This is a genomic window from Cyanobium sp. L1E-Cus (assembly GCF_024345755.1).
GTDB classification, from domain to species: domain Bacteria; phylum Cyanobacteriota; class Cyanobacteriia; order PCC-6307; family Cyanobiaceae; genus Cyanobium_A; species Cyanobium_A usitatum.
Genome location: NZ_JAGQBS010000015.1, coordinates 25,696 through 48,878 on the forward strand (window position 1 = coordinate 25,696; position 23,183 = coordinate 48,878).

The following is a 23,183-nucleotide window of genomic DNA, read 5'->3' on the forward strand; positions in this document are numbered from 1 at the left end:
AGGGCCCGCTAGCGTTTTGGAATGGTGTTAAGGCGGCTGCGAACCCTGTGGCGGCAGCTATTGCGGCTGGAGCGCCCGCGGCATTCGCCGGGGGTTTGGCGCAATCGCGATACAGCGTCGGTGCTGCTGGTATGCGCCCTGGTAGCCCTGGTATCGAGTTGGCCCTGGTTGGTGGAGCCAAACCTGCGACCCGGCATGGAGGCGCCCTTCACGGCTAAGGCGCCGCAGGCGGCAATGGTGGTGGATAGCAACGCCCTGGAGGAGCGGCGCCAGGAGTTGGTGCCTCGCAGCACGGTGCAGATGGTGGATGAGCAGGCCAACGGGCAGCTGCGTCAGAAATTGGAGCAGGTTCTGCAGGCGGTGGAGCAGCAGGCCAAATCAAACCAGCAGCGCATCGAACCGGTGGCAATCACCACCGAGGAGCGCAACTGGCTGCGGGGAGCAGGGGGCACCCAGCTCACGGCCTGGGGCCGGGAGGTGCGCCAAGCCCAGCTGCGCATGCTCAGCCAGGGGCTGGCCGCTGGGGTGGCAGAAGGCCAGCTGCTGCAGGCGGCCACCCTGCAGCTGGAGCCCTTGGCACCGCTACCGCGGGGGCTGGGGGCACGGCTTTTGGCTAGCTCCCTGCAGGGCCACTCCAACCTGCGCAGTGATCCAGGCCTGAGCCAGCGACGCATCGAGGCGTTGATCACCCAGCAGGGGATACCCACGATCAAGGTGCAACAGGGAGATCTGATCACCCGTCAGGGCGACACGATCAGCCCCCAGGCCTTTGATGTGCTCGATTACTTCGGCCTGGTGAACCGGCGGCCGCGGCCCCTGGCCTGGCTTGGTCACTTCCTAGAAGCACTAGCCATGGCTGGCGTGCTGGTGCTGGTGCTGCGCCGCTGGCGGGCCTGCCTGGAGCCGCGGCAAGCGCTGCTGGCCCTGGGGGCCCTGCTGATGGTGCAGGGTTTTGCGCTGTGGCTGGGGCCGCTGGCGAGTCCGCTGGTGCTGCTGGTGCCCCCGGCGCTGCTGCTGGCCCAAGGCCTGGGCACCCCCTGCGGCTTGGCCTGGCTGGCGGCAGCCAGCTTCCTGTGGCCGATGCCGATCACGGCCCTGATGGCAGTGCGGCTGCTGGTGGCGGCAGCGGTGGGCAGCGTGGCGGCCCTGGCGGCCGGACGACAGCGCAGCCGGGCCGAACTACTGCAACTGGCGGTGCTGCTGCCCGGCGCGGGGCTGCTGCTGCAGTGGCTCTTATTGCAATGGGGGCTGCAGGGGCCGGGAGCGGTGGCCCGGGTGGACCTCGTGAGCGAAGCCCTGCTGCTGGGGGGGCTGCTGATGGCTGGCCTGCTGCTGGCGCCGCTGGTGGAAACCTTCTTTGGCTTGGTGACGCGGGCGCGGTTGATGGAGCTGGCCGACCTGCAGAGGCCTCTGCTGCGGCGGCTCTCGGTGGAAGCACCCGGCACCTTCGAGCACACCTTGATGATCGCGGGTCTAGCTGAGGAGGGGGCGCGGGCTATCCAGGCCGACATCGACCTGGTGCGCACCGGGGCGCTGTATCACGACGTGGGCAAGCTGCACGGCCCCCAATGGTTTATCGAGAACCAGGGCGAAGGCGCCAACCCCCACGACAGCCTTGACGACCCCTTCGCCAGCGCCGCCATCCTGCAGGCCCATGTGGATGAGGGGTTGAAACTGGCCCGCCGCTACCGGCTGCCGCGCCCCCTGGCCGACTTCATCCCAGAGCACCAGGGCACCTTGAAGATGGGCTACTTCTTGCACCATGCCCGCGAACGGGATCCGGGAGTTGCCGAGGAGCGCTTCCGCTATCTGGGGCCCACGCCCCGCAGCCGGGAGACGGCGATCTTGATGCTGGCCGATGGCTGCGAAGCAGCCCTGCGCTCCCTGCCGCCCGGCACTAGCGAAAGCGAGGCTCGCCAGATGGTGCGCCGCATCATCGAAGCCCGCCAGGACGACAACCAGCTAGCCGAAAGCGGCATCAGTCGGGCCGAACTGGAACTGCTGATCCGGGCCTTCGTGCGGGTGTGGCGGCGGATGCGCCACCGGCGGATCGCCTACCCGATCCCAGCCAGAAAGGCCTACAGCGCCTAGGGCGGCTCCTCAAATTGCTGCCAGGCCTCGAGCAGGGTGTAGGCGGCCAGCTTGCGCCGCCAAACGTCTACCGCGCCGCCCTGATCCGGATGCCACTGGGGCAGGTTGCGGCGCCAGGCTGAGCGCACCAGGGCCCAGTCACTGCCGGGTTCCACACCAAGTTCGGCGCAGGCCCGCTCGTAGGCATGGGCCGGGCGTTCCGGAGCAGCTGCAGCCTGCGAAACCGGCCTGCTCGGCACCGGCCGCACCAACACGGGCCTGCTGGGACTCCTCAGCAGCAGCCACAGGCCGCGCAGCAGCCCATTGGCAATTAGCAGGACACCCACCCCGGCGAATATCGCCGGCGACCAGAGCATGCGCAGGCTGTCGGCAGCGAGCTGGGAGTTGCCCTGCCCCCCATGCTGGCTGGCACCCACCAGGATGAAGGCGGTCAGTAGGGCAGCGAGGCCAAGACTGATTAGGCCGTGCAGCAGCGAGTCCAGGGCAGGGAGAATCCGGACCCTCATCGGCGCGGGGCGCGCAGGGACTGGAGCTTGCGCTCCAGCACGATCCCCGCGGGCACCAGGGTGACCAGGTTGGCCACGATCAAGGGGCCATCGCCTGTGTAAAACCCGTAGATGGCCCACAGGGCAATGCCGGCGGTAAACAGGCCGTACATGCGCAGGGAGATGGCGCTGGTGTCGCCACTGCGCAGGGTCTTGAGGGCCTGGGGGAAGAAGCTCAAGGTGGTGAGCAACGCGGCCAGGTATCCAAGGCCGCGCACAGCAGGACTAACCAAAGGAACTGCCATGGGGGTTGGGCGAGCGTGCCGTCAGCATGGGAGCTGGCACTCGATCCTGCCCCCACTCCCATGACATTGCTCAGCTTCCGCGAGCTCCAGGCCCAACTGCAGCCGCATTGGGGCCAGAGCACCGCAGCCCAGGGGCCGGATGTGGACGTGCTGATGGTGCCGTCGCTGTCGATGGACCAGGACCAGATCGACCTGGTGACCGGCGCCCACCACTACGAGGAGCGCCAGCTGTTTTCGCTGATCCGGCTGCGGGATCCGGGGGTGCGCATGGTGTACGCCACCAGCAAACCGCTGGGGGAGCTGGTGGTGGATGCGGTGCTGGAGCTGCTGCCGGGGGTGCCCACCTCCCACGCGCGGCGGCGGCTGCACCTGGTCGACACCGACGACGCCTCCAACCGGCCCCTCACCGCCAAGCTGCTGGAGCGACCGGCCCTGCTGGGGCGCATCGCCGAGCTGCTGCGGCCGGGGCGCAGCTTCATCAACTGCTTTGTGGTGAGCGACCTGGAACGCCAGCTCTCGGAGCGGCTGCAGGTGCCGCTGCTGGGCACCGATCCAGCCCTGGGCTACTGGGGCAGCAAGGCCGGCAGCCGCGAGCTGTTCGCCCGCTGCGGCGTGCCCCACCCCCCCGGCTCGGCCCTCACCCACAACCTCGACGACCTGTGCGAAGCCACCGCCGAGCTGTGGGAAGCCCACCCCGAGCTGCGCCAGTGCGTGGTGAAGCTCAATGAGGGCTTCAGCGGCGAGGGCAATGCGCCTTTGCCGCTCGAACCTCTGCAGCTGGCCGGGCTAAGCGGCGCTGAGCGGCGGCGGCGGTTGCGGCAGGCCCTGGAAGTGCTGCCGATGCCTGCAGCCAGCTGGAAGGAGCAGCTGGCGGTGCAGGGGGCGCTGGTGGAGGCTTGGCTGGAGGGCGGGGAGGAGCTCAGCTCACCAAGCGTTCAGGGCACGATTTATCCCGGCCCAGCCGGATCAGTGGGGCAAGCGGGCCAGGTGGAGGTGCTCTCAAGCCATGAGCAGGTGCTGGGCGGCGCCAGCGGCCAGACCTACCTGGGCTGCAGCTTCCCGGCGGCCGAGCCCTACCGGGCCGAGCTGATGCGCCACGGCCAGGCGGTGGGGGAGGCGCTAGCGGCAGAGGGGGCGCTGGAGCGCTACGCGGTGGATTTCATCGCCCGGCGCTTTGGCGATCGCTGGGATCTGCAAGCGATCGAGGTGAACCTGCGCCAGGGGGGCACCACCCACCCCTACATGGCCCTAAGCGCCATCACCAGCGGCAGCCTCGATCCAGCCAGCGGGCTGTATCACGCCCCCAGCGGCCCTTCCCTGCACTACAAGGCAACGGACAACCTCACGGCGCCGCACCTGCGCGGGCTGCTGCCGGTGGATCTGATCGACATCGTGGCTGAGGCGGGCCTGCACTTCGACCAGGCCCAGATGCGCGGAACAGTGTTTCACCTGCTGGGCTGCCTGTCGCAATACGGCAAGCTCGGCATGACCTGCATTGGCCGCAGCGCCGCGGAAGCAGAAGCGGTGTACGCCGCCACGGAAGCGGAGCTGCTACTGGGAGCCGGGCGGCTCGGGCACGAGGGCTCTAGCTGACGCCTTGGAGCAGCTGCTGGCGTTGCAGATCCTCGGGGAGCGACGGGGACGAAAGACGGTGCAGAACTGTCCAGGATTCTGTACAAGCTGTACGGAATCCTGGAGCGCACGCCTGGCGCCACAGGCTCAAGGGCCGCAGGGCTGAGTGGCTTGACAGGGGCGATCCGATCCGGTTGGTTGGAGGGAGTTCCAGAGCAGCCATGCAGCGGACGGAGGCCCTCTCCATCCTTCGCCTCCAAGCACTGCCCAGCACGCGGCAGGAGCTGTACCAGGCGATCCAAAGCACCAACCCCCAGCTGGACGGCTGGGGCGCCTGAGACCAGCCATGGGGCAGCGAACTGGGGCGGGCCTGGTGGCGGCAACCCTGCTGGGGCTTCTGCTGGTGGGCTGCAACGGCGCAGAACGGGACCGCCGGGCTGAGGTGGAGCGCCAGCGGGCGGCGGCGGTGGAACGGCTGCAGCAGCAGGGCGCCCTGGTGAGCCGCTGCCGGCGCCAACAAGCGGCGGTGAGCCAGCAGGTGCAGTCCCTCACCAGCTACAGCAGCGACCTCGGCCGGCTCAGCCAGCGCAGCTACGTGCCCCTGCCGCGGCCGGCGGCGCCCGACCCGATGGTGCTGGCGCGCTTCACCCGCGACGACCAGGAATTGGAGCAAGAGCGCTACCAGCAGGCCCTGGCCCGCTGGCGGAAGGCCGATGGGGCCGAGCAGCAGCGCTGGGAAGCCGGACAGGAGGCGCGGCGCCAAGAGTTGACGGCCCGCCAGTACGAGGCACGCCAGGCGCTCGCCAAACTCGGCGTGGCGGCCACGCCGGCGGCCCAGAGCGCCTGGAGCCGCTGTGATGGCCCGGCGCTCATGGCTGTGACGCAAGCCACCACCAGCTGAGCGTCAATCGAGCCCAACCAGGACGGCGCGGGCGCCAACAGCACCGGTTTATGACCATAAACGCATCGAAAGGGTCCAAAAATGATGAGGTTGCGCAGCAGCGCTAGGTTCAAACCAGAAACTTTTTCCCCCTTGGGTGAGACACCCCGCCGCTCCCGCCGGCCCCAACGCCGCCAGCTGTGCTGCCCGGCCCATCCGGAGCAACGGATTGAGGGCAATGGCAAGAAGTACTTCCTGCACCTGCTCACTCTCGAGCAACTCAAAGCCCGGGGCATGGCCGATAAGACCGCCAAGCTGGTGATCCAGGCCTACCCGGTGCTGGTGCTGAGCAACGAGTGGCTCGAGGAGTTGTTCTGCCCGGCGTGCGGCAGCAGCCGCTGGTGCCATGTGATCAAGCACGATCGGGTGGAGCACACGGTGCGCTGGGCGCCGCGGGATCTGTGGGAGCAGGTGGCCCATGTGGATCCGGTGGTGGCCAACCCAACGGTGAGCGAATTCACGCGGCGGGAATCGCGACGCCTCAACCAGAAACGTGCCGACGGCAAGCGGGTGTTTGACGCCGGCTGAGGCAGCGCAGGGCTGCCCCCGTCGTCGCCGAGGCCCCGAAAGTCGTCATCCATCGAGTGGAGCCGGGCCTAAAGGGTTCGGGCCAGAGGGGAAAAGACATCAACAGATGAGTCGATACGCAAAGAGGGCGCTAGTTAGTCGACCAGATCGTTTAAGCGGTAGCTCTACAACGGGGGCTGATCGTGACGATTGCCGCTCTAGGTGCCGTGGTGGGGATTCTGGAATCAGGAACCCTGGCCGAAATGATTCACGCGATGGGGCTGGATTGACCGCGCCGGCCTCACGAGCGCCACACACAGAACACACACCACATCTGTTTTATGAGCATAAACGCATAACTCAGGCAATAAAAATTTGCAACGGCTGAACAGCCCCACCCTTCAGCCTTGAGCCACCTCCACCGGATGGGCCGCCTGGGGCTGGCCCCCAACCTCACCCCGCTGCCACTCGGGCACCAGCTGGGCCAGCAAGTCGAGGGCGGCAGGGGCATCTTGGCGGCGAATGGCGACTTCCATGGCCTCGATCTGAGGCCAGAGCTGCTCGGGGGGCATGGCGCGTTCGGTGGCGCGGTAGATGAGGGGGTGGGTGGTGGGTTCGCTTTCGGCGTCGATCAGCAGTTCTTCGTAGAGCTTCTCGCCGGGCCGCAGACCGGTGCACACGATCTCGATGTCGCCCTGGGGGTGCTGGGCATCGCGCAGCGAAAGGCCGCTTAGGCGCACCATCTGTTTGGCCAAATCGACGATGCGCACAGGTTCGCCCATATCCAGCAAGAACAGGTCGCCACCGCGGGCGAGCACGGCGGCCTGGAGCACCAACTGGGCAGCCTCCGGGATGGTCATGAAAAAGCGGATGATCTCGGGGTGGGTGAGGGTGATCGGCCCGCCCTTGGCAATCTGCTCACGGAACAACGGCACCACCGAACCGGACGAGCCCAGCACGTTGCCGAAGCGCACCATGGCCAGGCGGGTGGCTGGTAGCTCTTGAGCCAGGGCCTGGATCACCAGCTCGGCCGCGCGTTTGGAGGCACCCATCACGTTGGTGGGGCGCACCGCCTTATCGGTGGAGATCAGCGTGAAGCTGGCCACACCAGAGCTAGCCGCAGCGCGGGCCAACACCAGGGTGCCGAGAACGTTGTTGGCCAGGCCAGCGAGGGGATTGGCCTGCACCAGGGGCACGTGTTTATAGGCAGCGGCGTGGAACACCACCTGCACCGCTTGCTCCTGCAGCACGCGGCTCACCAGCTGGCCATCGGTGACGCTGCCCAGCACGGCCACCAGCTGCAAACCGGCCGGAAGGCTGCGGCGCAGCTCCTGATCGATGCCATAGAGGCTGGGTTCGCTGCGCTCGAGCAGCACCAGGCGGCGGGGCCTGAGCGCCAGGATCTGACGGCAGAGCTCGGCGCCGATCGAGCCACCGGCGCCACTCACCAGCACCACCTGGTCGGCGATGCCCGGGCCGAGCAGCTGGGCATCGGGCGGCACGGCGTCACGGCCGAGGAGCTCTTCGATAGCAACCGGGCGCAGGGCATCAATGCGGGTGCGGCCGCTGGTGATCTCCTCCACCGAGGGCACCTGCAGCACGGGGATGCCGAGGGGTTGAAGATCGTCAACGATGCGGCGGCGCTTGCTGCGACTGAGGGAGGGGATCGCCAACAACACCTGATCCACATCGCCGCGGCGCTCGCGCAGGATCTGGGGCGGCTGAATGGCGATGCCATTGATTTCGCGGCGCCAGAGCCGGGGATCGTCGTCGAGGAACAGTTCCACGCTGTGGCTGCCGGCGTGGCGCAAGGCTGCAGCGAGCTGCACTCCGGCAGCGCCGGCGCCGAAGACGGCAACGCGGATGAGGGCGTGGCGGGGCTTGTTCTGGAGGCTCACCAACAAATCACGCAATGCGAAACGCACCGCGCCGGTGAAGCCCGTGAGCAGCAGCCAGAGCAGCAGCCAGCTACTGCGGGGCGGCAACGGCAGCCGCAGCATCACGCCAACGAGCACCAACAACACCACCAGCAGCCCATTGCGGCCAGCAAGGCGATATAGGGCCTGGCTACCCACATAGCGGGTGAGGCCCTTGTATTGGCCGGTGAAGGCGTAGAGCGGAACGCCGATCAGCAGGGCAGCCGGCAGCATCCAGAGGCTCTGGATGAAGTTGGCGTTGAAGGGATGGGCCAGGCGCAGCCAGAAACTGAGCCACACCGCCAAGGGAATGAAGAGGGCATCGGCGGCGATCAGCAACAGGCGGCGCGGCAGGGGGGCGAGCCGCAACAGTTGGGAGATGAGAGCGCTAAAAGTCATAAAAAAAGCCCCCGCCGCGGTTGCGACAGGGGCTCGGTGGGGTTGGTGGTGCGAGCAGTGTTCATCGTTCTGTACGGGCTGTACAGATTCCTGAACAGTGGTGATTCAGATGCTGCGGAACGAAAACCTCTGATATCTATTTGACCAGTCTGGTAACCAGTCAGAGGCTGGATGCAATGACGGTCTGGCCCGTACAGCACGCCAAAGCGCGCTTCAGCGAGTTGCGCGGCGCCTGCCAACGGGAACGCCCCCAAGTGGTTTCGCGGCGCGGCACCGAAGCCGCGGTCCTGGTACCCATCGAACAATGGCATCGCCAAAGTGCATCAGCTCACGGTGGTGACCCGCAATGTGGGCGACTTCAGCCACTTTGAAGTTCCCCTGCTGAATCCATTCACGAGCCGCACTGACCTGAGCAGATAAGCCGACTGGTCTGATTATTGCGGAGGCTTCGCCCCGTGACCTCACACCCTGCAGGGGATGCTGGGGGTAGATCGACGGAAACGACTCCCAGGATGTCGACTTAGGAATAACCCCGCAAAGTGAGTAATCAGGGCAAAGAGGAGTAGTACTCCGATTTGCTGATCGAGGGCGACGGCGCCGAGGAAGGGGATGTGGACATGGCTGTACGACGAAAAAAGAGTGATCAGCGCCAGCAGGCCGCCCAGGAGCAGGGTGATCTAACCCTGGATATCGAATAAGAAAACCCTACCCACGCCGAGCGCTCGCCGCTCAACTCATAATACACCTGTACTGGTCAGCAGGAACACAGTGCGGGGCGCAGATCAAGTAGTGCTTGCCCTCGCAGCTGCAAGCGCATCCCGCCGGAACAAGGGCCTGGGCCATCCGCAGCTGAAAACTCCCTAACCAGAGCGGCCTCACGACCTGCAGCCGGAACAACTCCTAAGCGGCTTTCACGAGGCCGCCGGCCTCAAGCGCCGCAGCCGCCCCAACCGCGACCTGAAAGCCGCGTTGGCCGGACCACCCCTAAACCCCACAATCCGCCCGCTTACGGGCAGCAACTTGGGGAGCCAGCCAGGCGCCAGTGCTCCCAGTGGCCCGCAAAATAGTGAGGCGCAGGGCATCCCGAAAAAGCTTGCGGCGTTCACCGGAGCTGGGGGTAGGCAAATCGGCCGGGCCAACGCCAATGCCCTGGCTGCCAAGGGCAATGCGGGCGAGGACCACGGCGCGGGCGGTGTGATCGGGATCGGTAGCAATCCACACCCGGGCACTGCAGGGCAAGGGCTGGTGGCGCAACCAGTGGGCGAGGGCGATGAACTGGGTGGCGGTGTCGAAGTCCTATAGCAGTTCCGGTGTGGGCTGAGGTGGCGGCGCACCTCTGGGGCAGCGAATTAGCAGGCGCCGGGGGGAAAGCCGTGTTGACAGAACCCCCACAACACCCCATCCGCCCGTTTGTGGGCAACAACCTCGGGATCCAGCCCGGCGCCTGTGCTGCTCAGCTGAATTCGCCGTATTCGAGAAGGAATCCGATCAGCCCTCGGAGTTGTTGGGTGTGTTCTGGGGTGGGGGAGAGCTGGTGCTGGAGCTGAACAAGAGCGCATCGATTTTGGAGTTGAACTCGTCGAGCAGATCGATCTCGCTCTCGAGCTGCCTCATCCGATGCTCGTGCGCGATCTTCCGCTTCTCGAATTCGTGCTCGCTCCGATCGAACTCGATCTCTCTCAGCTCGTAGTCGACAACGGGTCGCCAATTGAGCATCGCCAAGCAGCGGCGGAACCAGGGCAAAGAGGAATAGAACTCCGATTTGCTGATTGAGGGCGACGGCGCCGATGAAGGGGATGTGGACATGGCTGTAAGACGAGAAAAGAGTGATCAGCGCCAGCAGACCGCCCAGGATCAGGGTGATCCAACCCTGGATGTCGAACAAGAAAACCCTACCCACGCCGAACACTCGCCGCTCAGCCAATAATACACCTGTACTGGCAGGCAAGCAGGGGAGGCGCCCTCGCGGCCACTAGCGCATCCTGCCGGAACCAAAACCTGGGCCACCTGCAGCCGAGAACACTCAAACCAGCAGAGCCCTCACGACCTGCAGCCGGAACAACTCCCGAGCCGCTTTCACACGGTCTCTGGCTTATACCCCACAATCCGCCCGTTTGCGGGCAGCAACCTGGGGAGCCAGCCAAGCGCCGGTGCTGCCAGTGGCCCGCCAAAGGGTAAGGCGCAGGGCATCCCGAAGAAGCTTGCGGTGCTCGCTAGGTCTGGAGGGAGGCAAATCGGCCGGGCCAACGCGAATGCCCTGGCTGCCAAGGGCAATGCGGGCGAGGACTACGGCGCGGGCGGTGTGATCGGGATCGGTGGCAATCCACACCCGGGCACTGCAGGGCGAGGGCTGGTGGCGCAACCAGTGGGCGAGGGCGGTGATCTGGGTGACGGTGTCGAAGCCCTGGAGCAGTTCGGGGGTGGGCTGGGGTGGCGGCGCACCTCTGGGGCAGCGGATTAGCAGGCGGCCAGGAGGCTGGGGCAGCGCTTGGCCGATGCGATCGGCTGCGGCGAAGCGACCTGAGCCACCATCCAGCACCACCACCAGATCGCTACCGGCAGTTGACGGGGGAACTGGAGAAACAAGCGGAACAAGCCAGGGCCAGGCCAGCCACAGCCCTGCGGCCGAAGTTCCAAGCAACAGGGAAACCAACACCAATCGACGCTTCTGGCCAAAAAGCACTAGCGGCAAGCCCGCTTCACCACGGTTCGCACCACCTCGGCGTAGCTGGCCATCTGCTCAGGGGTGATGGTGCGGTGCACGAGGAACATCAGGCTGGTGTCGCCGAGCTCGCGGGCAACGGGCAGGCGCTCAGCTGGGGCCAAACCTGCATCCTGGAAGCACTTTTCGAGATAGATCTCGCTGCAGCTGCCGGAAAGGGCCGGATAGCCAGCTTTTGCGATCTCAGAAAGGATGCGATCACGGCTCCAGCCGTCAGCGAGGGCCTCCGGTTTCACGAAGGCATAGAACTTGTACCAGGCATGCTCGATGCCTTCAGGCGGCAAGGGAACCCGCACGGCGGGCAGATCGCCAAGGGCTTCAGCAAGCAGCAGCGCGTGGCGGGTGCGAGCAGCCGTCCACTCCGGCAGGCGCTGGAGCTGGATACGGCCGATGGCGCTTTGCAGTTCGGTGAGGCGGAAGTTGGAGCCGAAGCGCTCATGGACCCAGCGGAAGCCAGGGGGGTGCTCGCGGCCGAAGACCGCCTCATGGGTTTTGCCGTGGTCTTTGAAGGCCCACATGGCATCCCAGAGATCTGGGCGGGAGGTGGTGACCATGCCGCCTTCACCAGCGGTGCTGAGGATTTTGTCTTGGCAGAAGCTCCAGGCGGCCACATCGCCAAAGCTGCCAACGGACTGGCCATTGATCCGGGCAGCATGGGCCTGGGCGCAGTCTTCGATCACGGCAATGCCATAGGCGTAGTGGGTCTCCCTTGGGGTTGCCCTCGCAGCCGCCAGCGAATCCTGCCGGGACAAAAGCCTGGGCCGCCTGCAGCCGAGAACACTCCAACCAGCAGAGCCCTCACGACCTGCAGCCGGACCACGCTAAAGCGGCATTCTCAAGGTCTCTGGCCTACACCCGACAATCCGCCCGTTTACGGGCAACAATCTGGGGAACCAGCCAAGCGCCAGTGCTGCCGGTGGCTCGCCATAGAGGCTCAGGGCATCACGAAGAAGCTTGCGGCGTTCATCGGAGCTGGGAAGAGTAAAATCGGCCGGGCCAACGAGAATGCCCTGGCGGCCGAGGGCAATGCTGGCGAAACTACGGCGCGGGCGGTGTGATCGGGATCGTTGGCAATGAACACCCTGGCAATGCGGGGCGAGGGCTGACGGCGCAACCAGTGGAAAAGGGCGGTGACCTGGGTGGCGGTGTCGAAGCCCTGGAGGAGTTCAGGTGTCGACTGAGGTGGAGCGGCCCTGTGGGGCAGCGGACTAGCAGGCGATGAGGTGGCCTGAGCCACCTTCCAGCACCGGATCACTACCGCTACTAGACGAGGGAACCATAACAAAAACCGTGACAAGAAAGACAGGTTGGCCTCATCCGCTCCTGAATTCGTTACAAAAGTACGTAAGGGCATGGTGCGCAAATCAATGATTCGATACGGGCGACCCAAAAGGATAAAAGTTAGATTCTTCTACGGTCACTCCCGCTTGGCTAAACATAATGTATAAATACCTAGAATTGCTAATAGTGGAGCCGAATGCTGCTATTAAAGCAGTATCAACTAAAGTACAATCTATAAGCGAGCAGCAGTAGAAGATTATATAATTAATCCCAACAAGAATGGCACCCATGCCAGGCAACCCAAACTATTTATGCATAGAATGAAATGGGAATAAAGTACCAATGGGGAAAAAATAGGCACACACTAACTTCGCTCGCCCAAATAGCTTGTACAAGCCCGTCATCTTCATCCAAGGCACAAGCTAATCCAATATAACGGCCATCACCCGCCTATGAACTCTCATGATGTCTAATTCAAGTGGGAAGAAGACAAATGCGATTTGTCCCATGAGAACACGGCCCCAATTACATTACAATAAAATGACAGATTATGCAAAGATAAATTAATGCAAAGCTACCAATGCCTAAGCCTAGTCATTTTAACTACGCAAATGGGTTTCCATCCCTAGAAGTCACAATACGATCAGAACCGGGAGGTGGCGTTGGAACAAGAGCCTGTCGTCTTTGCGCTATCCAAATAACATGCTCAGGCGCATTAATGCTTCTCAGAATTTCATGGACTCCCAACAAGGCCTTTTCACGAGAGAATATAGCAATAAAAGTTAGGAAGCACAGCCTCAGATCTAACGAAAAAGATTGATTTTCAATATAAAGCAAACCCAGAAGGCTCTTGCTAGGCCGAATAAGTTGGTTGTAAGCAATATCAGGGTCAGGCTGGCCTTTCAGAATATCACCTTCATCAGAAAAGACAATGGAAGAAATATCAGTAATTCCAGGCTTCACGCGTAACAGTTTTTTCTCGACTGGCGTATAAAGATCGGTCTCACGTTTGACGTTTGGGCGCGGTCCCACAAGGCTCATATCGCCCTTCAAAACGTTCCAAAGTTGAGTCAACTCATCCAACTTATAGCGTCGAATGAACTGGCCCAGCGCCGTGATTCTGTTATCATTCGCAGCTGTAGAATCAATGCCTGATTTGTCGGCGTTAATGACCATTGATCTCAGCTTAATCATCTTAAAAGGCAATTCATTACGCCCTACACGAGGAGCAATGTAAAAGGGTGAATGCTTGTCTTGCAGCCACACCAGAAACATGACAGGCACCAAGACAGGGCTTGCTAACACCAACCCTACAGCCGAGGCCGTCAAATCGAAAAGTCTTTTTATCATGCTTTCTCCATCATTTTTATTGCTTGAGACACAATCATTGACTCTGTAGGGTAATAAGCCTTTTCAAGCACCCGTGACGAAGGGGCTGGAGAAAAAGGCAAAGTCACGCGAACAGGAGATTGTTTCAATGCACCAGGAGGAACACGTTCAACCACGCTTGCGATGACCTCACCTGCCATTCCACAAGGGCACCAACCACCATCAGCCACCAAAAGGCGGCCAGTTTTAGAGACAGAAGCAACGATACTGTCAGGTGAGAAAGGATTTAGAACACGCAGATCAATTACCTCAGCAAGAACACCTTGCAGTTGCAATTGTTCAGCAGCTTGGTTAGCAAGCCTGGTTGAATATCCTGAAGCCACAATCGTCAAATCTGTTCCTGGCCTCAAGCACTGCGGACGTTCAGAAGCTAATGAAAGCTCAGCGACTGGTGGTAGGTCATCCTCGAGATCATAGAGCCAGCGATCATCAATAAAGATCACTGGATCCGGACACAAGACAGATGCAATCAACAAATCACGCGCATCAGCCACTGTAGCAGGCATCACAACTCTTAGACCCGGAACATGAGCAAACCAAGCGTGCAATGCCTGGGAGTGCTGCGCACCTTGCTCCCCCCCGCGATTGATAATAGTCCGAATAGTAAGCCCAGGACTTGCTTGACCACCGACCATATGGGACCATTTTGCAGCCTGATTGACAACCGCATCCATGGCATAAAGCATGAAGTCCATGCGAGGGTGAACCACGATAGGCTTCATGCCGGCCAATGCTGCGCCCACTGCGGCCCCCGTACAGGCCGATTCAGAGACAGGAGTATCGATAACTCGGTGTGCGCCGAATTTCTTGTCAAGATCAGTCATTGAATTGCCGACATACCATGGGCTCCACAACCCTTGACCGATCACAAATACCTCAGGATACTTTTCCAAAAGATATTCGAATGCCGACAACATAGCATTACCGTAGTTATATCGCGTGCCAGTCATTGGATGGCTCCAATCTCGGTGAACACCCGTGAGGTCAAAGCGGAAAGAGGCGGGTATGGATCAGCCTGCGCCTTCTCCCAAGCGACGGCAACTTCATTGGCCATTTCCGCCTCAATAGCGGCAAGCTGATCTGCATCGATAAGGCCTAAAGCTTGCAAGCCTGCCACTAGGCGTGAAATCGGATCGCGCTTGCGCCATGCACTCACTTCATCGGCACTTCGATTAACACCTACATCAATGTCTTCGCGCCAGTCCACATGACCGTACCAACGGTAAGTAACAGCTTCCAAAAACCCGGGACCGCGCCCAGCTCGTGCATGACCAATCAGACGGGCTGCGGCTGCACGGACCTTGACCACATCGTTGCCGTCCACGATTTCATAGGGGATGTCGTTGGCGGCCGCGAAGCGGGCAGTCGCCTCCTTAGGTTGCCGGAGTGAAATATGCATATGGCTTGCGAATAAGTTATTTTCGACCACGAAAATCGCCGGAGCCATGAGCATTCTTGCGAGGTTGAGTGACTCGTGAACAACACCCTCTTCTACCGCTCCATCGCCGAGATAAGAGACACCAACATCACCGCAGTCCTGCATTTTTGCGGCAAGTGCTGCACCAACAGCCAGTGGGACTGTTCCCGAAACAATAGGGACTGACCCATAAAAACCATTGGGTTGATCCCAAAGGTGCATCGAACCTCCCATGCCTCGCGATAGGCCCGTGTCCTTGCCAAGTATTTCAGCAAATAAGCGACGCAGACTAGAGCCCATAGCCAATACATGTGAATGCGAACGGTGTGCACCGAACACTCGATCCGTCTTACGGAGCTCCGCGGAAACACCAACAGCAACTGCTTCCTGCCCCACGCCCAAATGAACCGGGCCACCAATCAATCCATCACGCCGTCCATCAGCCAAAAAGCGCTCAGCATGCCTTATTCGCAGCATCATTCGAAGTTGAGCGAGCAATTTCTCTACATCTTGCCCAGTGACATCAATTAGTTGCTGATGCTGAGCAGGATCAGCCAAATCACCAAAAGACCAGTCATTCATAATCTAGTTACCGTAAAAAGCGCGTATTACACTAATGATATAATCCACCTCTTCATCGGTTACTGCAGAATTCATCGGCAGCATCAAGCAACGCTTGAAAAAGGCGTCAGTTATTGGCAAATCAACCTCGAAACCAAGTTCCTTAAATTGGTGAACTGGCGTGCCAGCCCATTGGATGATCGTTTTTACTCCCTGCTCGTCGAGATGCGTGCGCAATTCGTCCCGACGATCAGCCTCCAATTCGTAGTTCTGATAAACGTCAAAATGACGTGAATCCGCGCCAGGTGCCGGGGGCAAAGTTAGCTCAGGCAAATCACCAAGCCCGGTCTGATAACGGGTAGCGACTGAACGGCGGCGCTCAATTTCCTGCGGATATGACTTAAGTTTATGGTCAAGGACTGCGGCCTGCATATTGTCAAGCCGGGAGTTGTAGCCCCATGCAACAACGCGCCCTTCGGCATTTCGGCCATGGTCTTTGAGCAGCGCAACACTGTTTGCGACTTCATCATCATTTGTGACAATCGCGCCGCCATCTCCGAAGCAGCCCAACAATTTAGCTGGGTAAAAGCTGATGGTGCCGAACTTGCCGAAGGTACCCGCGCACTGCCCATTGAACTTCGACCCCAAGCCTTGCGCCGCATCTTCAACAATCATGATGCCGTGCTTCTCGGCCACTGCCTGCAACGCGTCCATGTCACAAGTGCGGCCATTGAGCTGCACGGGCATGATGGCTTTGGTTTTGGACGTAATGCGCTTTTCCACATCGGCCGCATCCAGCATATGGTCAGCGCCGCACTCCGCTAAAACTGGCGTTGCACCAACCAAATGCACCGAAGCCGCTGTAGCGATGTAAGTATGCGATGGAACGATCACCTCATCGCCAGGGCCAATCCCGACCGCTCTGAGACCAATGATGATTGCATCAGTCCCGTTGGCCACCCCAAAGGCATGTTTGACACCCATGAATTTGGCCAGATTAGCGTCAAAATTGCGACACTCTTGTTGTTGAATGTAGGCACCACGACGGCAAACGCTCATCATGATTTCTGTCAATGCAGCCTCGTCACGCCTGAAGAGATCTGCATATGGGAAAAAAGGAATTAATTTCATTGAAGCTCCTAAGAAAAATAAAACATCAACGTCTGCTCAAGCAAAATCGTGAGCGACGATCACAAACTTAAAGGCCAAGCGTCTGACATCCAGCAATTGATCAATACGGTCAGATGCTGCTTTAGCGGTATTTTCATCTAACAAGCGCGCAACAACCGGCATCGCAAAGCTCAACGCACCAAAATAACGCACGTTTACACTTGAAAATCCTTCCCCAAGAGCCCTGATTCGCGCTAAGTTTGGCATGCGCTTTAAAGTACTCATTGACCTATTGCCACGCAAATAGTGTAACCAGCGGTTCATGCGGTAAACCGGGTTGTGATTGAGTGAGTCCACACAGATAAGCTTGCCTCCAGGACGTAATACGCGCCTGATTTCGGAATCGACCAGATACGGGTCGCCGTAACTCAAACTGCCGGCACTGGCAATGACATCAAAAGAAGAATCATCAAATGGCAGATTTTCCATATCTGCAACTTCCGTTTTAAGATTGCCAGAGACATTCTTGAATTGTAGCTTGAGCAAACTCAGGGAATTCGGAGAAATATCGCTCGCAGTGACTAGAGCCCCGGTTTGCAGTAGTGCCCAAGTATGCAAGCCTGTCCCAGCACCTAATTCCAGCACACGGTGACTAGGTTGGATCCATTTGGAAATCTTCTGCTCATACCATACATAGGGCGACTGCAAGAATACAGCCATAGTTTTCGAGCCCAAGGGGACCTCGTCAATCATTGATAATCCAGCCATTTGCAACTGGGCACGTACATCATAGCGCGCCCGCTCGATCAGCTTATCTTGTTCCATCATTGCGAATGCCTTCTCAGAGCAATCATTTCCAGATGTTGAACTAAGCTACCATAAACCATCTCGTAAGAAAATTTTTCGCAGTACAGGCTTCGCGCGTTGTTTGACATTGTTTGACGCAAGTCTTGGCTGGAAATCAATGCTTCAATACATCTAACAAGAGATGTCCCAGAGTCTGAACCATATCGCAAGCCAACTTTATGAGTTTCAATCAAGATCGCCACTTCGCCTCGCAAAGGGCTAAGGATTGGCAATCCCAATGATAACGAATCGATTACTTTATTCGGCAAATTTGTTATGAAATTATCAATATTTCTATACGGGATTAGGGCTGCCTGCGATATCTCGGCAAGTGCTTCAATTTGGGCCCGATCAACCCACCCCGGAAAGAATACATTAGGCAACCCCGCTAGCATCGCACGCAATTCTACGGAGAAGCCTCCGTCACCACAGATTACAAATTCTACTTTAGCGTTTCGCTGTGCGAAATACTCTGCTGCTTCCCGCACAGGCTGAAAATCAAAAACAGACATGTGGCTACCAATAAATACTAGTCGCATTGTGTGAGCATCCAACTTTATGCCCTGTGTGCTCCACCAGGCCAGAGCATTTTCCAAACTCTCTTTGCTCATTGCAGAAGAGGGTGAGGTCAATGGAAATATTTTGTCGTACCGTCCCATGCTCCGTCCCGCAAAATCGAGCGACCACTCAAGGAATTTTTCCGCCATTGCAGACAGTCCCGAAGCTTCACGCATAGCCCGTCGGCCTAAGTAGTAGTAAGGCCACAACGCAATACGTCCAATGCCTCGCAATTGTTTTGGCAGCGCTTCGAGAAAGAAAGATGGCCACTGGTCTTTTACATCCAATATGGTGGGAACATCTCGCAAATATAGCCAGCGGGTCAGCACAGCCGCTACCTCAATCGGTGGATACCCAATAAAAGCGACATCTGGCGTCGTGTCTTCTTGTTGCAGTTGTCGAGTAAGATTGAATGCCAGCACTGCATGATCCCATAGCCGACCCAAACCAATATTACGCTGATAGCCAGGACTAGAGATTAATCGAATCTCAAGTTGTTCGGAGATTTTGATGCGCTCTGCCTTTTTACTTCGATGACGTTTTTCTTGATGGAAGAAAGCTGAGCTCCACAAAACAACCTGATGCCCAGCATCAACCAGAGAATTGGCAAGATTCATAGCACGCATGGGACGCGGACTGCCTCCATCAGATTGAAGGGGCTCTCCTGTTTGAAAAAGCCAAACCAGCATAGTATTGCATTAATAAAATAAAATGGATTTAAAATAAATGACAAAGTGGAGGATCGTAAACGCACTACAGTGCTGGATTGCCTGCAGCGCAAGCAAAATAGTCAACCATAAATGCAAATCGTAGATAGTCGTTTGTTCAATAGATTTGGGGGTGACATAACTAAGGAAGCTCTGGAAAGCCACCGTGCGGCCAATCACCATGAAGTCGCTGGCATGAGTCTCATCCAGCGACCTGGATGCCCCCGCCCCGGCCCCCGGGTTATCCCGACCTTCCCTAATCTAATCTAGCTCACCCTCTGAGAGAGCCTTCTCCTTGCGTCTGAGCTCCTGCTTGAGCCGCTTGATCACCTTGTGGTCTTGGGGGGGGCGGAACCGTTCAAGCTTCTTCTGCTGTTTCAATGTGAGCACAGGCTTGTCGCTGGCATGCTGTGATGCTTGGCCAGCTGGCGGCCAAGCAATGCTGCAGCGGCAAGGAGGCCCGCTGCCAGTGGCCAAAACAGACGGACTGACTGAGCAGCAGCCCAGCCACCATCCAGCCCAGCATCGCCAGGTGACCCTCGTCGCAGACGGGGCTGTGTTGAGGGAGGAAGCCGGTGAGCTCAGCATGGAGCCGGGCGTGGGAATCCTCGCGGGATTGGTTTGGTGTGAGAACCCCAAGCTCTCATGGCTCCTTGTCCACCCAATGAGCTGAGACCCACTGCGGCGCAGAGGCTCCCGGATTTGTGTCCGTCAGTCAGAGAGAAGGCAAGCGCAGGACTGGTTATCAACGATTGAGATGCCACCGCGAGTGCGATTAGCCTCCGATCACACGCCGCTGGTGGCAGTCACATGATTCTCACGGCTGAGATGTGTCGGTCAGCCTGAAGAAGAACGATATGCTCCGAGCTTTGTCCAAAAATGATTGAGACTCAAAGAATAGAACAATACATTAAAGCGCATAATTTCAGAGTGATATTTCAAGAATCGCAATATCCACAATACGAAGCCCGAATATGTTTTCTGCGCACAATTATACGTTCATAAAGCGACAACCCATCCTTCGATCTGCGCTCAAAGCATTGCATAGACTTCATAACAATTGAATCAACAAAGGCAGGGTATAGCGACGAGTCATCTAGGCTCTCTGGATGATTAATAGATGCAAGCATTTCATGACTATAGAGACTGTTACTGGCACCATCCTGAAAAATGGATACAGGAACAGAAGCAAGTGAAGCATCCCAAGCAGTTGATGAATCGAAAGATACGAAGTGATCACATAGCAACAAACCCTGCCCGAAGTGATTCAAGAATTTAACTTTGCACCCAGACTGCAAGTGTTCAGATAGCAGTTTTGAGTAAGAATCCAAGGAATTGGAGCACTTTGGATGCCTGGATACAAGCAAAATTGGATTTACTTTATATTCATTAAAAGCAATAAATAAATCCGTTAGAATATTAGCTTCAAGCAGTCCAAGAAGCACTTCTGATTCAGCGCTAAAACCGGCCTGTACAGTAACAGCCAAAATGGGGGAAGATTCAAATTCATAAGTTGAGACTATAGAATCAAGACAATGAGGCTCAACAAAGAACCCGGGATATGTGCTAGAAGAAAGAGATAGCCCTGCCAGAGCCAAGTTAAGATATTTATTAGTACAGTTTAGATTCTCATAGACCACGGGAGACAGCCTAGAAGGATAAGGTGGTATAAAATTTAAACCTTGAGCAGATTTTGCCGAAAAGATATCATACATCCTCAAGGCAGGCTTTGTCCCAACCGCATGCATAACTTCAAAGGTCAGATACCCCTGACAAGCAAGTATGATTTTTAGATTATCCGTAAGAACTGAATTAGACGAAAGAAAGTAAAATGACGAACCGTCGAACGAAGAAATGTTAGCTTGAAGAGCCTCAAACACAACATTAGTAATACATTCTTTTGACTTTGAGACAAAGCAATAAAAGAGCTTAACGACAAGGAAGATATTTTTGGATTCAACAACGACCTTTAGAAGAAAAGCAAGAAGAGTAGTATCTGAAGTAGAGGAAGAAGGTAAATTTAAATCGACAGTTATTGAGGAGGTAGTGGATGGATCATAGCTTTTAATTATTTGTTTTACAGTGGATGAAGAAAAGCGCTCAGAATCATAAAAGATATAAGTAGACTTATCAAATTGATCAGAGGGATGGAACGGGAAAAGAGATTTAAGCAGGCGCAAAGAATCGCTAAAGGGAAGCAACAGTCCACGAGGAGTTGTTCGATTTTCACTCTGCGGAAAATTAATACTGGAAGAAAGATCTTCATAGCCTATAAAGGATGAAAGGCGCAGAAAATAAACGCATGAGTACTGTTCAGCCGAAAAATCAGACATCAAAAGCAGCTAGAGTACACGAAGTAATACATATGCACTTCCTGCAATAGACAGAAAGCGAAAGAGTGACAAAAGAAATAGATAAATACTTGTAGACAAAAGCGTTAGGTCAAACGAAAATAGCACTACAGCAAGGAGGCAGATATAAAATGCATTTAACAATGTAGCGATTCTAAACATTCTGCGCCAATAAATCCACTCCAAAAGCAACCCTGAGATAGCCATAAAAAGACTCGCAAACAACAGCAGTAAAACCGTAGATAAAGGGATAGACAAAAATAATGACTGGAAATAGGCAAAAACACCAAAATGGATTGATTGATAGAAGAACGTGATAAGTATTGCGACAGAAGAGCACACAATTAATGAGGGTATTACCTTTAGTATCTCATTTGGATTGTCTAATGAAATAATCTCTTGACGCCTTCGAGTGATTACAAAAGTGTCATATGTGTAAGTTGATAAACTGCTAATGGTTATAGCAATAAAGAAAGGAGAGATCAACTCAGATGGCAGTGCGAGATTAAGGAGACGATCGCTGTATGTCACTGGAAGATTTGAAAGATTTGAAATCCATGGCTTCAAATAAATAGCTGAAAAAAGGGATCTTGATTTATTAAGTACGAATCTTACAAGCATACGCGGGCTAAATATGGATGATAACTTTATATGAGGCGCAAAACGTGTTATTAGATAAGGTGACGCAGATAAGAAGATTAGAAACGCAACTAATGTACTGAACGCAGTAAATGCAATGAGAGCTAAGGCAACTTGAAAACTAGGAAGCGCAACAGATAAGAATTTCTGGTATGTCAATAAATAAAAAGAGAAAAGGATAAGAGGAAGCAAGTTTTTAGAAAGGGTGACTATACCCCATAGAACAAATGATTTTGAAACAAGTAGAAATCGATTAACCTCGTCATGGATTTTCTCAAAGCAGAAAAAGAAAAATGCAAGGCTGAATGGAATTACTTCAAGTCCTCTTGCCTTAAGAATGATATAGCTAATGCTAGAAGCAAATACTGAAATAAGAACTATAGAGACAAGCAAAGAATCAAGGTACTTAGACGAGAGGTCACGAAAGATATCCAGATCAAGCCCAGCAACATCTGATTGATATCGATATGCGTATAGTGGCATATGAAGGGGAGGAGATGATGCAATAGCGATGGCAGAAACAGAAAGAAGAATAGCCAGCTCTGATGAGTAACCTGGAAAAAAGGAAAAAGCCAAGAAAACAAGGAGTGGGCGCCCAAAGAATACAGAGATTTTTCCAGCAAGATATAAAGCTTTAGGCATGCCAATAGAAAGAAAAGTAATACTGCTCAATGCGGTAGCTGCCAGGAAAGATGTCACCCTTTGGAAGCGTTTTATGCCTCCTTTGCCAAGGTTACTTGGAGGCTTGTTTGCTGGGTTGCTAATGGTTCATTTATCCATACTAAATCAGGTAGTTTCCAGCAACGAATTGATCTGCTCCAGCGTTTGGGATTTGCAATGCGGGCTAGCTCATAAACGCGTGACCGCTGGCGGCAGATCTCTATTGCCTCACCGCAATGCCTTTGCTGAGGCGTAACGAATTTGATGCCGCTATGGCGGTGTTGGTTGTTATACCAATCCACAAAAGAAGAAACCCATTGGCAAGCTTCTTCTTTGCTGCTGAAAGGCCGGTTGGGGTAATCAGGCCGGTATTTAACAGTGCGAAATAACGATTCGGAATAGGGATTGTCGTTGCTCACCCTCGGGCGGGAGAAGGATCAGAGCACCCCAAGCTCTTCTAAGCGCACCTCAAGGGTTGCCCCGCGCATTGACGTGCCATTATCGGCATGCAAGATCAACGGCTGTTTGCGTCGTCGGCTGACGCGTTCCTTGAGGCATGCCCTACTCACCAGTTGAGCTGCTAATTCAGCTGATTCAGATTGCTACTCGTCTCAGGCCACCACTTTTCTGCTCCAGATATCAACCACTAGGTAGAGGTAAAGCCAAATCCCTTTAACGCTGGTTGGCAGATAGGAAATATCCCAACTCCAAACCTGATTTGGGCCAT

22 protein-coding genes and 1 pseudogene are annotated in these 23,183 nt (G+C 56.8%); 6 read left to right on the forward strand and 17 right to left on the reverse strand.

Annotation, left to right across the window (positions count from 1 at the left end):
* The first annotated feature begins 21 nt into the window (after positions 1-21).
* On the forward strand, positions 22-2,091 hold the full coding sequence (locus KBZ22_RS12270) for an HDIG domain-containing metalloprotein (RefSeq protein WP_255022168.1): 2,070 nt from the start codon (positions 22-24) through the stop codon (positions 2,089-2,091).
* Here the strand turns inward: KBZ22_RS12270 and KBZ22_RS12275 are convergent.
* Positions 2,088-2,597, reverse strand: a complete 510-nt coding sequence (locus KBZ22_RS12275; protein WP_255022169.1) for a hypothetical protein — start codon at positions 2,595-2,597, stop codon at positions 2,088-2,090. The two genes, KBZ22_RS12270 and KBZ22_RS12275, sit on opposite strands and share 4 nt — an antisense overlap.
* Positions 2,594-2,881 carry a SemiSWEET family sugar transporter gene (locus tag KBZ22_RS12280; RefSeq protein WP_106633055.1) on the reverse strand — a complete coding sequence of 96 codons (288 nt, stop codon included), beginning with the start codon at positions 2,879-2,881 and terminating at the stop codon, positions 2,594-2,596. Before KBZ22_RS12280 ends, KBZ22_RS12275 begins: the two co-directional genes overlap by 4 nt.
* Before the next feature lie 60 nt (positions 2,882-2,941).
* Between KBZ22_RS12280 and KBZ22_RS12285 the strand changes: the two genes are divergently transcribed.
* The 3 genes from KBZ22_RS12285 to KBZ22_RS12295 all read left to right on the forward strand — a co-directional run bounded on the left by KBZ22_RS12285 (position 2,942) and on the right by KBZ22_RS12295 (position 5,921).
* Complete coding sequence (locus KBZ22_RS12285; RefSeq protein ID WP_255022170.1) at positions 2,942-4,474, forward strand: peptide ligase PGM1-related protein; 1,533 nt, start codon at positions 2,942-2,944, stop codon at positions 4,472-4,474.
* Between the two features lie 325 nt (positions 4,475-4,799).
* Positions 4,800-5,354, forward strand: a complete 555-nt coding sequence (locus KBZ22_RS12290) for a hypothetical protein (RefSeq protein ID WP_255022171.1) — start codon at positions 4,800-4,802, stop codon at positions 5,352-5,354.
* Between the two features lie 132 nt (positions 5,355-5,486).
* Positions 5,487-5,921, forward strand: coding sequence for a hypothetical protein (locus tag KBZ22_RS12295; protein ID WP_255022172.1), 435 nt, complete (start codon positions 5,487-5,489; stop codon positions 5,919-5,921).
* A 380-nt stretch (positions 5,922-6,301) separates the two neighbouring features.
* On the opposite strand, the gene KBZ22_RS12300 is transcribed toward KBZ22_RS12295, so the two are convergent.
* The gene (locus tag KBZ22_RS12300) at positions 6,302-8,215 is read right to left on the reverse strand and encodes a nucleoside-diphosphate sugar epimerase/dehydratase (RefSeq protein ID WP_255022173.1); all 1,914 of its coding nucleotides are present in this window, start codon (positions 8,213-8,215) and stop codon (positions 6,302-6,304) included.
* A 176-nt stretch (positions 8,216-8,391) separates the two neighbouring features.
* Between KBZ22_RS12300 and KBZ22_RS14440 the strand changes: the two genes are divergently transcribed.
* Positions 8,392-8,586, forward strand: a complete 195-nt coding sequence (locus tag KBZ22_RS14440) for a type II toxin-antitoxin system Phd/YefM family antitoxin (RefSeq protein WP_396112071.1) — start codon at positions 8,392-8,394, stop codon at positions 8,584-8,586.
* Between the two features lie 204 nt (positions 8,587-8,790).
* Positions 8,791-8,913, forward strand: a complete 123-nt coding sequence (locus KBZ22_RS12305) for a hypothetical protein (protein WP_255022174.1) — start codon at positions 8,791-8,793, stop codon at positions 8,911-8,913.
* A 286-nt stretch (positions 8,914-9,199) separates the two neighbouring features.
* On the opposite strand, the gene KBZ22_RS12310 is transcribed toward KBZ22_RS12305, so the two are convergent.
* The 14 genes and pseudogenes from KBZ22_RS12310 to KBZ22_RS12375 all read right to left on the reverse strand — a co-directional run.
* Complete coding sequence (locus KBZ22_RS12310) at positions 9,200-9,454, reverse strand: YdcF family protein (protein WP_255022175.1); 255 nt, start codon at positions 9,452-9,454, stop codon at positions 9,200-9,202.
* A 249-nt stretch (positions 9,455-9,703) separates the two neighbouring features.
* Positions 9,704-10,021, reverse strand: coding sequence for a hypothetical protein (locus KBZ22_RS12315; protein WP_255022176.1), 318 nt, complete (start codon positions 10,019-10,021; stop codon positions 9,704-9,706).
* A gap of 286 nt (positions 10,022-10,307) precedes the next feature.
* Positions 10,308-10,871, reverse strand: coding sequence for a YdcF family protein (locus KBZ22_RS12320; RefSeq protein WP_255022177.1), 564 nt, complete (start codon positions 10,869-10,871; stop codon positions 10,308-10,310).
* A gap of 26 nt (positions 10,872-10,897) precedes the next feature.
* Complete coding sequence (locus KBZ22_RS12325) at positions 10,898-11,689, reverse strand: DegT/DnrJ/EryC1/StrS aminotransferase family protein (protein WP_255022178.1); 792 nt, start codon at positions 11,687-11,689, stop codon at positions 10,898-10,900.
* Between the two features lie 182 nt (positions 11,690-11,871).
* Positions 11,872-12,174, reverse strand: coding sequence for a hypothetical protein (locus KBZ22_RS12330; protein ID WP_255022179.1), 303 nt, complete (start codon positions 12,172-12,174; stop codon positions 11,872-11,874).
* 647 nt (positions 12,175-12,821) lie between these two features.
* Positions 12,822-13,568 carry a sugar transferase gene (locus KBZ22_RS12335; protein WP_255022180.1) on the reverse strand — a complete coding sequence of 249 codons (747 nt, stop codon included), beginning with the start codon at positions 13,566-13,568 and terminating at the stop codon, positions 12,822-12,824.
* Positions 13,565-14,557 (reverse strand): alpha-ketoacid dehydrogenase subunit beta, encoded by a 993-nt coding sequence (locus tag KBZ22_RS12340; protein ID WP_255022182.1) that lies wholly within the window; start codon positions 14,555-14,557, stop codon positions 13,565-13,567. The genes KBZ22_RS12335 and KBZ22_RS12340 overlap by 4 nt, the downstream gene beginning before the upstream one ends.
* Positions 14,554-15,606: a thiamine pyrophosphate-dependent dehydrogenase E1 component subunit alpha gene (locus KBZ22_RS12345; protein ID WP_255022183.1), complete on the reverse strand. Its 1,053-nt coding sequence runs from the start codon at positions 15,604-15,606 to the stop codon at positions 14,554-14,556. Before KBZ22_RS12345 ends, KBZ22_RS12340 begins: the two co-directional genes overlap by 4 nt.
* Before the next feature lie 3 nt (positions 15,607-15,609).
* Positions 15,610-16,716 carry a DegT/DnrJ/EryC1/StrS aminotransferase family protein gene (locus KBZ22_RS12350; RefSeq protein ID WP_255022184.1) on the reverse strand — a complete coding sequence of 369 codons (1,107 nt, stop codon included), beginning with the start codon at positions 16,714-16,716 and terminating at the stop codon, positions 15,610-15,612.
* Between the two features lie 36 nt (positions 16,717-16,752).
* Positions 16,753-17,523, reverse strand: a complete 771-nt coding sequence (locus KBZ22_RS12355) for a class I SAM-dependent methyltransferase (RefSeq protein ID WP_255022185.1) — start codon at positions 17,521-17,523, stop codon at positions 16,753-16,755.
* Positions 17,520-18,716, reverse strand: coding sequence for a glycosyltransferase (locus KBZ22_RS12360; protein ID WP_255022186.1), 1,197 nt, complete (start codon positions 18,714-18,716; stop codon positions 17,520-17,522). The genes KBZ22_RS12355 and KBZ22_RS12360 overlap by 4 nt, the downstream gene beginning before the upstream one ends.
* A gap of 1,028 nt (positions 18,717-19,744) precedes the next feature.
* Complete coding sequence (locus KBZ22_RS12365) at positions 19,745-21,139, reverse strand: hypothetical protein (protein ID WP_255022187.1); 1,395 nt, start codon at positions 21,137-21,139, stop codon at positions 19,745-19,747.
* A gap of 9 nt (positions 21,140-21,148) precedes the next feature.
* Positions 21,149-22,495 (reverse strand): hypothetical protein, encoded by a 1,347-nt coding sequence (locus KBZ22_RS12370; RefSeq protein WP_255022188.1) that lies wholly within the window; start codon positions 22,493-22,495, stop codon positions 21,149-21,151.
* Positions 22,496-22,509: 14 nt separating this feature from the next.
* Positions 22,510-22,881 (reverse strand): annotated as a pseudogene (locus KBZ22_RS12375) (integrase core domain-containing protein); the annotation flags it as partial.
* Between the last annotated feature and the right edge of the window lie 302 nt (positions 22,882-23,183).

What these genes read in the sequence shown, in the direction of transcription:
- KBZ22_RS12300 (WP_255022173.1), bottom strand. Translation starts at nt 8,215, where the DNA reads ATGACTTTTAGCGCTCTCATCTCCCAACTGTTGCGGCTCGCCCCCCTG.
- KBZ22_RS14440 (WP_396112071.1), top strand. Translation starts at nt 8,392, where the DNA reads ATGACGGTCTGGCCCGTACAGCACGCCAAAGCGCGCTTCAGCGAGTTG.
- KBZ22_RS12355 (WP_255022185.1), bottom strand. Translation starts at nt 17,523, where the DNA reads ATGATGGAACAAGATAAGCTGATCGAGCGGGCGCGCTATGATGTACGT.
- KBZ22_RS12360 (WP_255022186.1), bottom strand. Translation starts at nt 18,716, where the DNA reads ATGAATCTTGCCAATTCTCTGGTTGATGCTGGGCATCAGGTTGTTTTG.
- KBZ22_RS12350 (WP_255022184.1), bottom strand. Translation starts at nt 16,716, where the DNA reads ATGAAATTAATTCCTTTTTTCCCATATGCAGATCTCTTCAGGCGTGAC.
- KBZ22_RS12365 (WP_255022187.1), bottom strand. Translation starts at nt 21,139, where the DNA reads ATGTCTGATTTTTCGGCTGAACAGTACTCATGCGTTTATTTTCTGCGC.
- KBZ22_RS12345 (WP_255022183.1), bottom strand. Translation starts at nt 15,606, where the DNA reads ATGAATGACTGGTCTTTTGGTGATTTGGCTGATCCTGCTCAGCATCAG.
- KBZ22_RS12275 (WP_255022169.1), bottom strand. Translation starts at nt 2,597, where the DNA reads ATGAGGGTCCGGATTCTCCCTGCCCTGGACTCGCTGCTGCACGGCCTA.
- KBZ22_RS12285 (WP_255022170.1), top strand. Translation starts at nt 2,942, where the DNA reads ATGACATTGCTCAGCTTCCGCGAGCTCCAGGCCCAACTGCAGCCGCAT.
- KBZ22_RS12290 (WP_255022171.1), top strand. Translation starts at nt 4,800, where the DNA reads ATGGGGCAGCGAACTGGGGCGGGCCTGGTGGCGGCAACCCTGCTGGGG.
- KBZ22_RS12340 (WP_255022182.1), bottom strand. Translation starts at nt 14,557, where the DNA reads ATGACTGGCACGCGATATAACTACGGTAATGCTATGTTGTCGGCATTC.
- KBZ22_RS12270 (WP_255022168.1), top strand. Translation starts at nt 22, where the DNA reads ATGGTGTTAAGGCGGCTGCGAACCCTGTGGCGGCAGCTATTGCGGCTG.
- KBZ22_RS12315 (WP_255022176.1), bottom strand. Translation starts at nt 10,021, where the DNA reads ATGTCCACATCCCCTTCATCGGCGCCGTCGCCCTCAATCAGCAAATCG.
- KBZ22_RS12335 (WP_255022180.1), bottom strand. Translation starts at nt 13,568, where the DNA reads ATGATAAAAAGACTTTTCGATTTGACGGCCTCGGCTGTAGGGTTGGTG.
- KBZ22_RS12280 (WP_106633055.1), bottom strand. Translation starts at nt 2,881, where the DNA reads ATGGCAGTTCCTTTGGTTAGTCCTGCTGTGCGCGGCCTTGGATACCTG.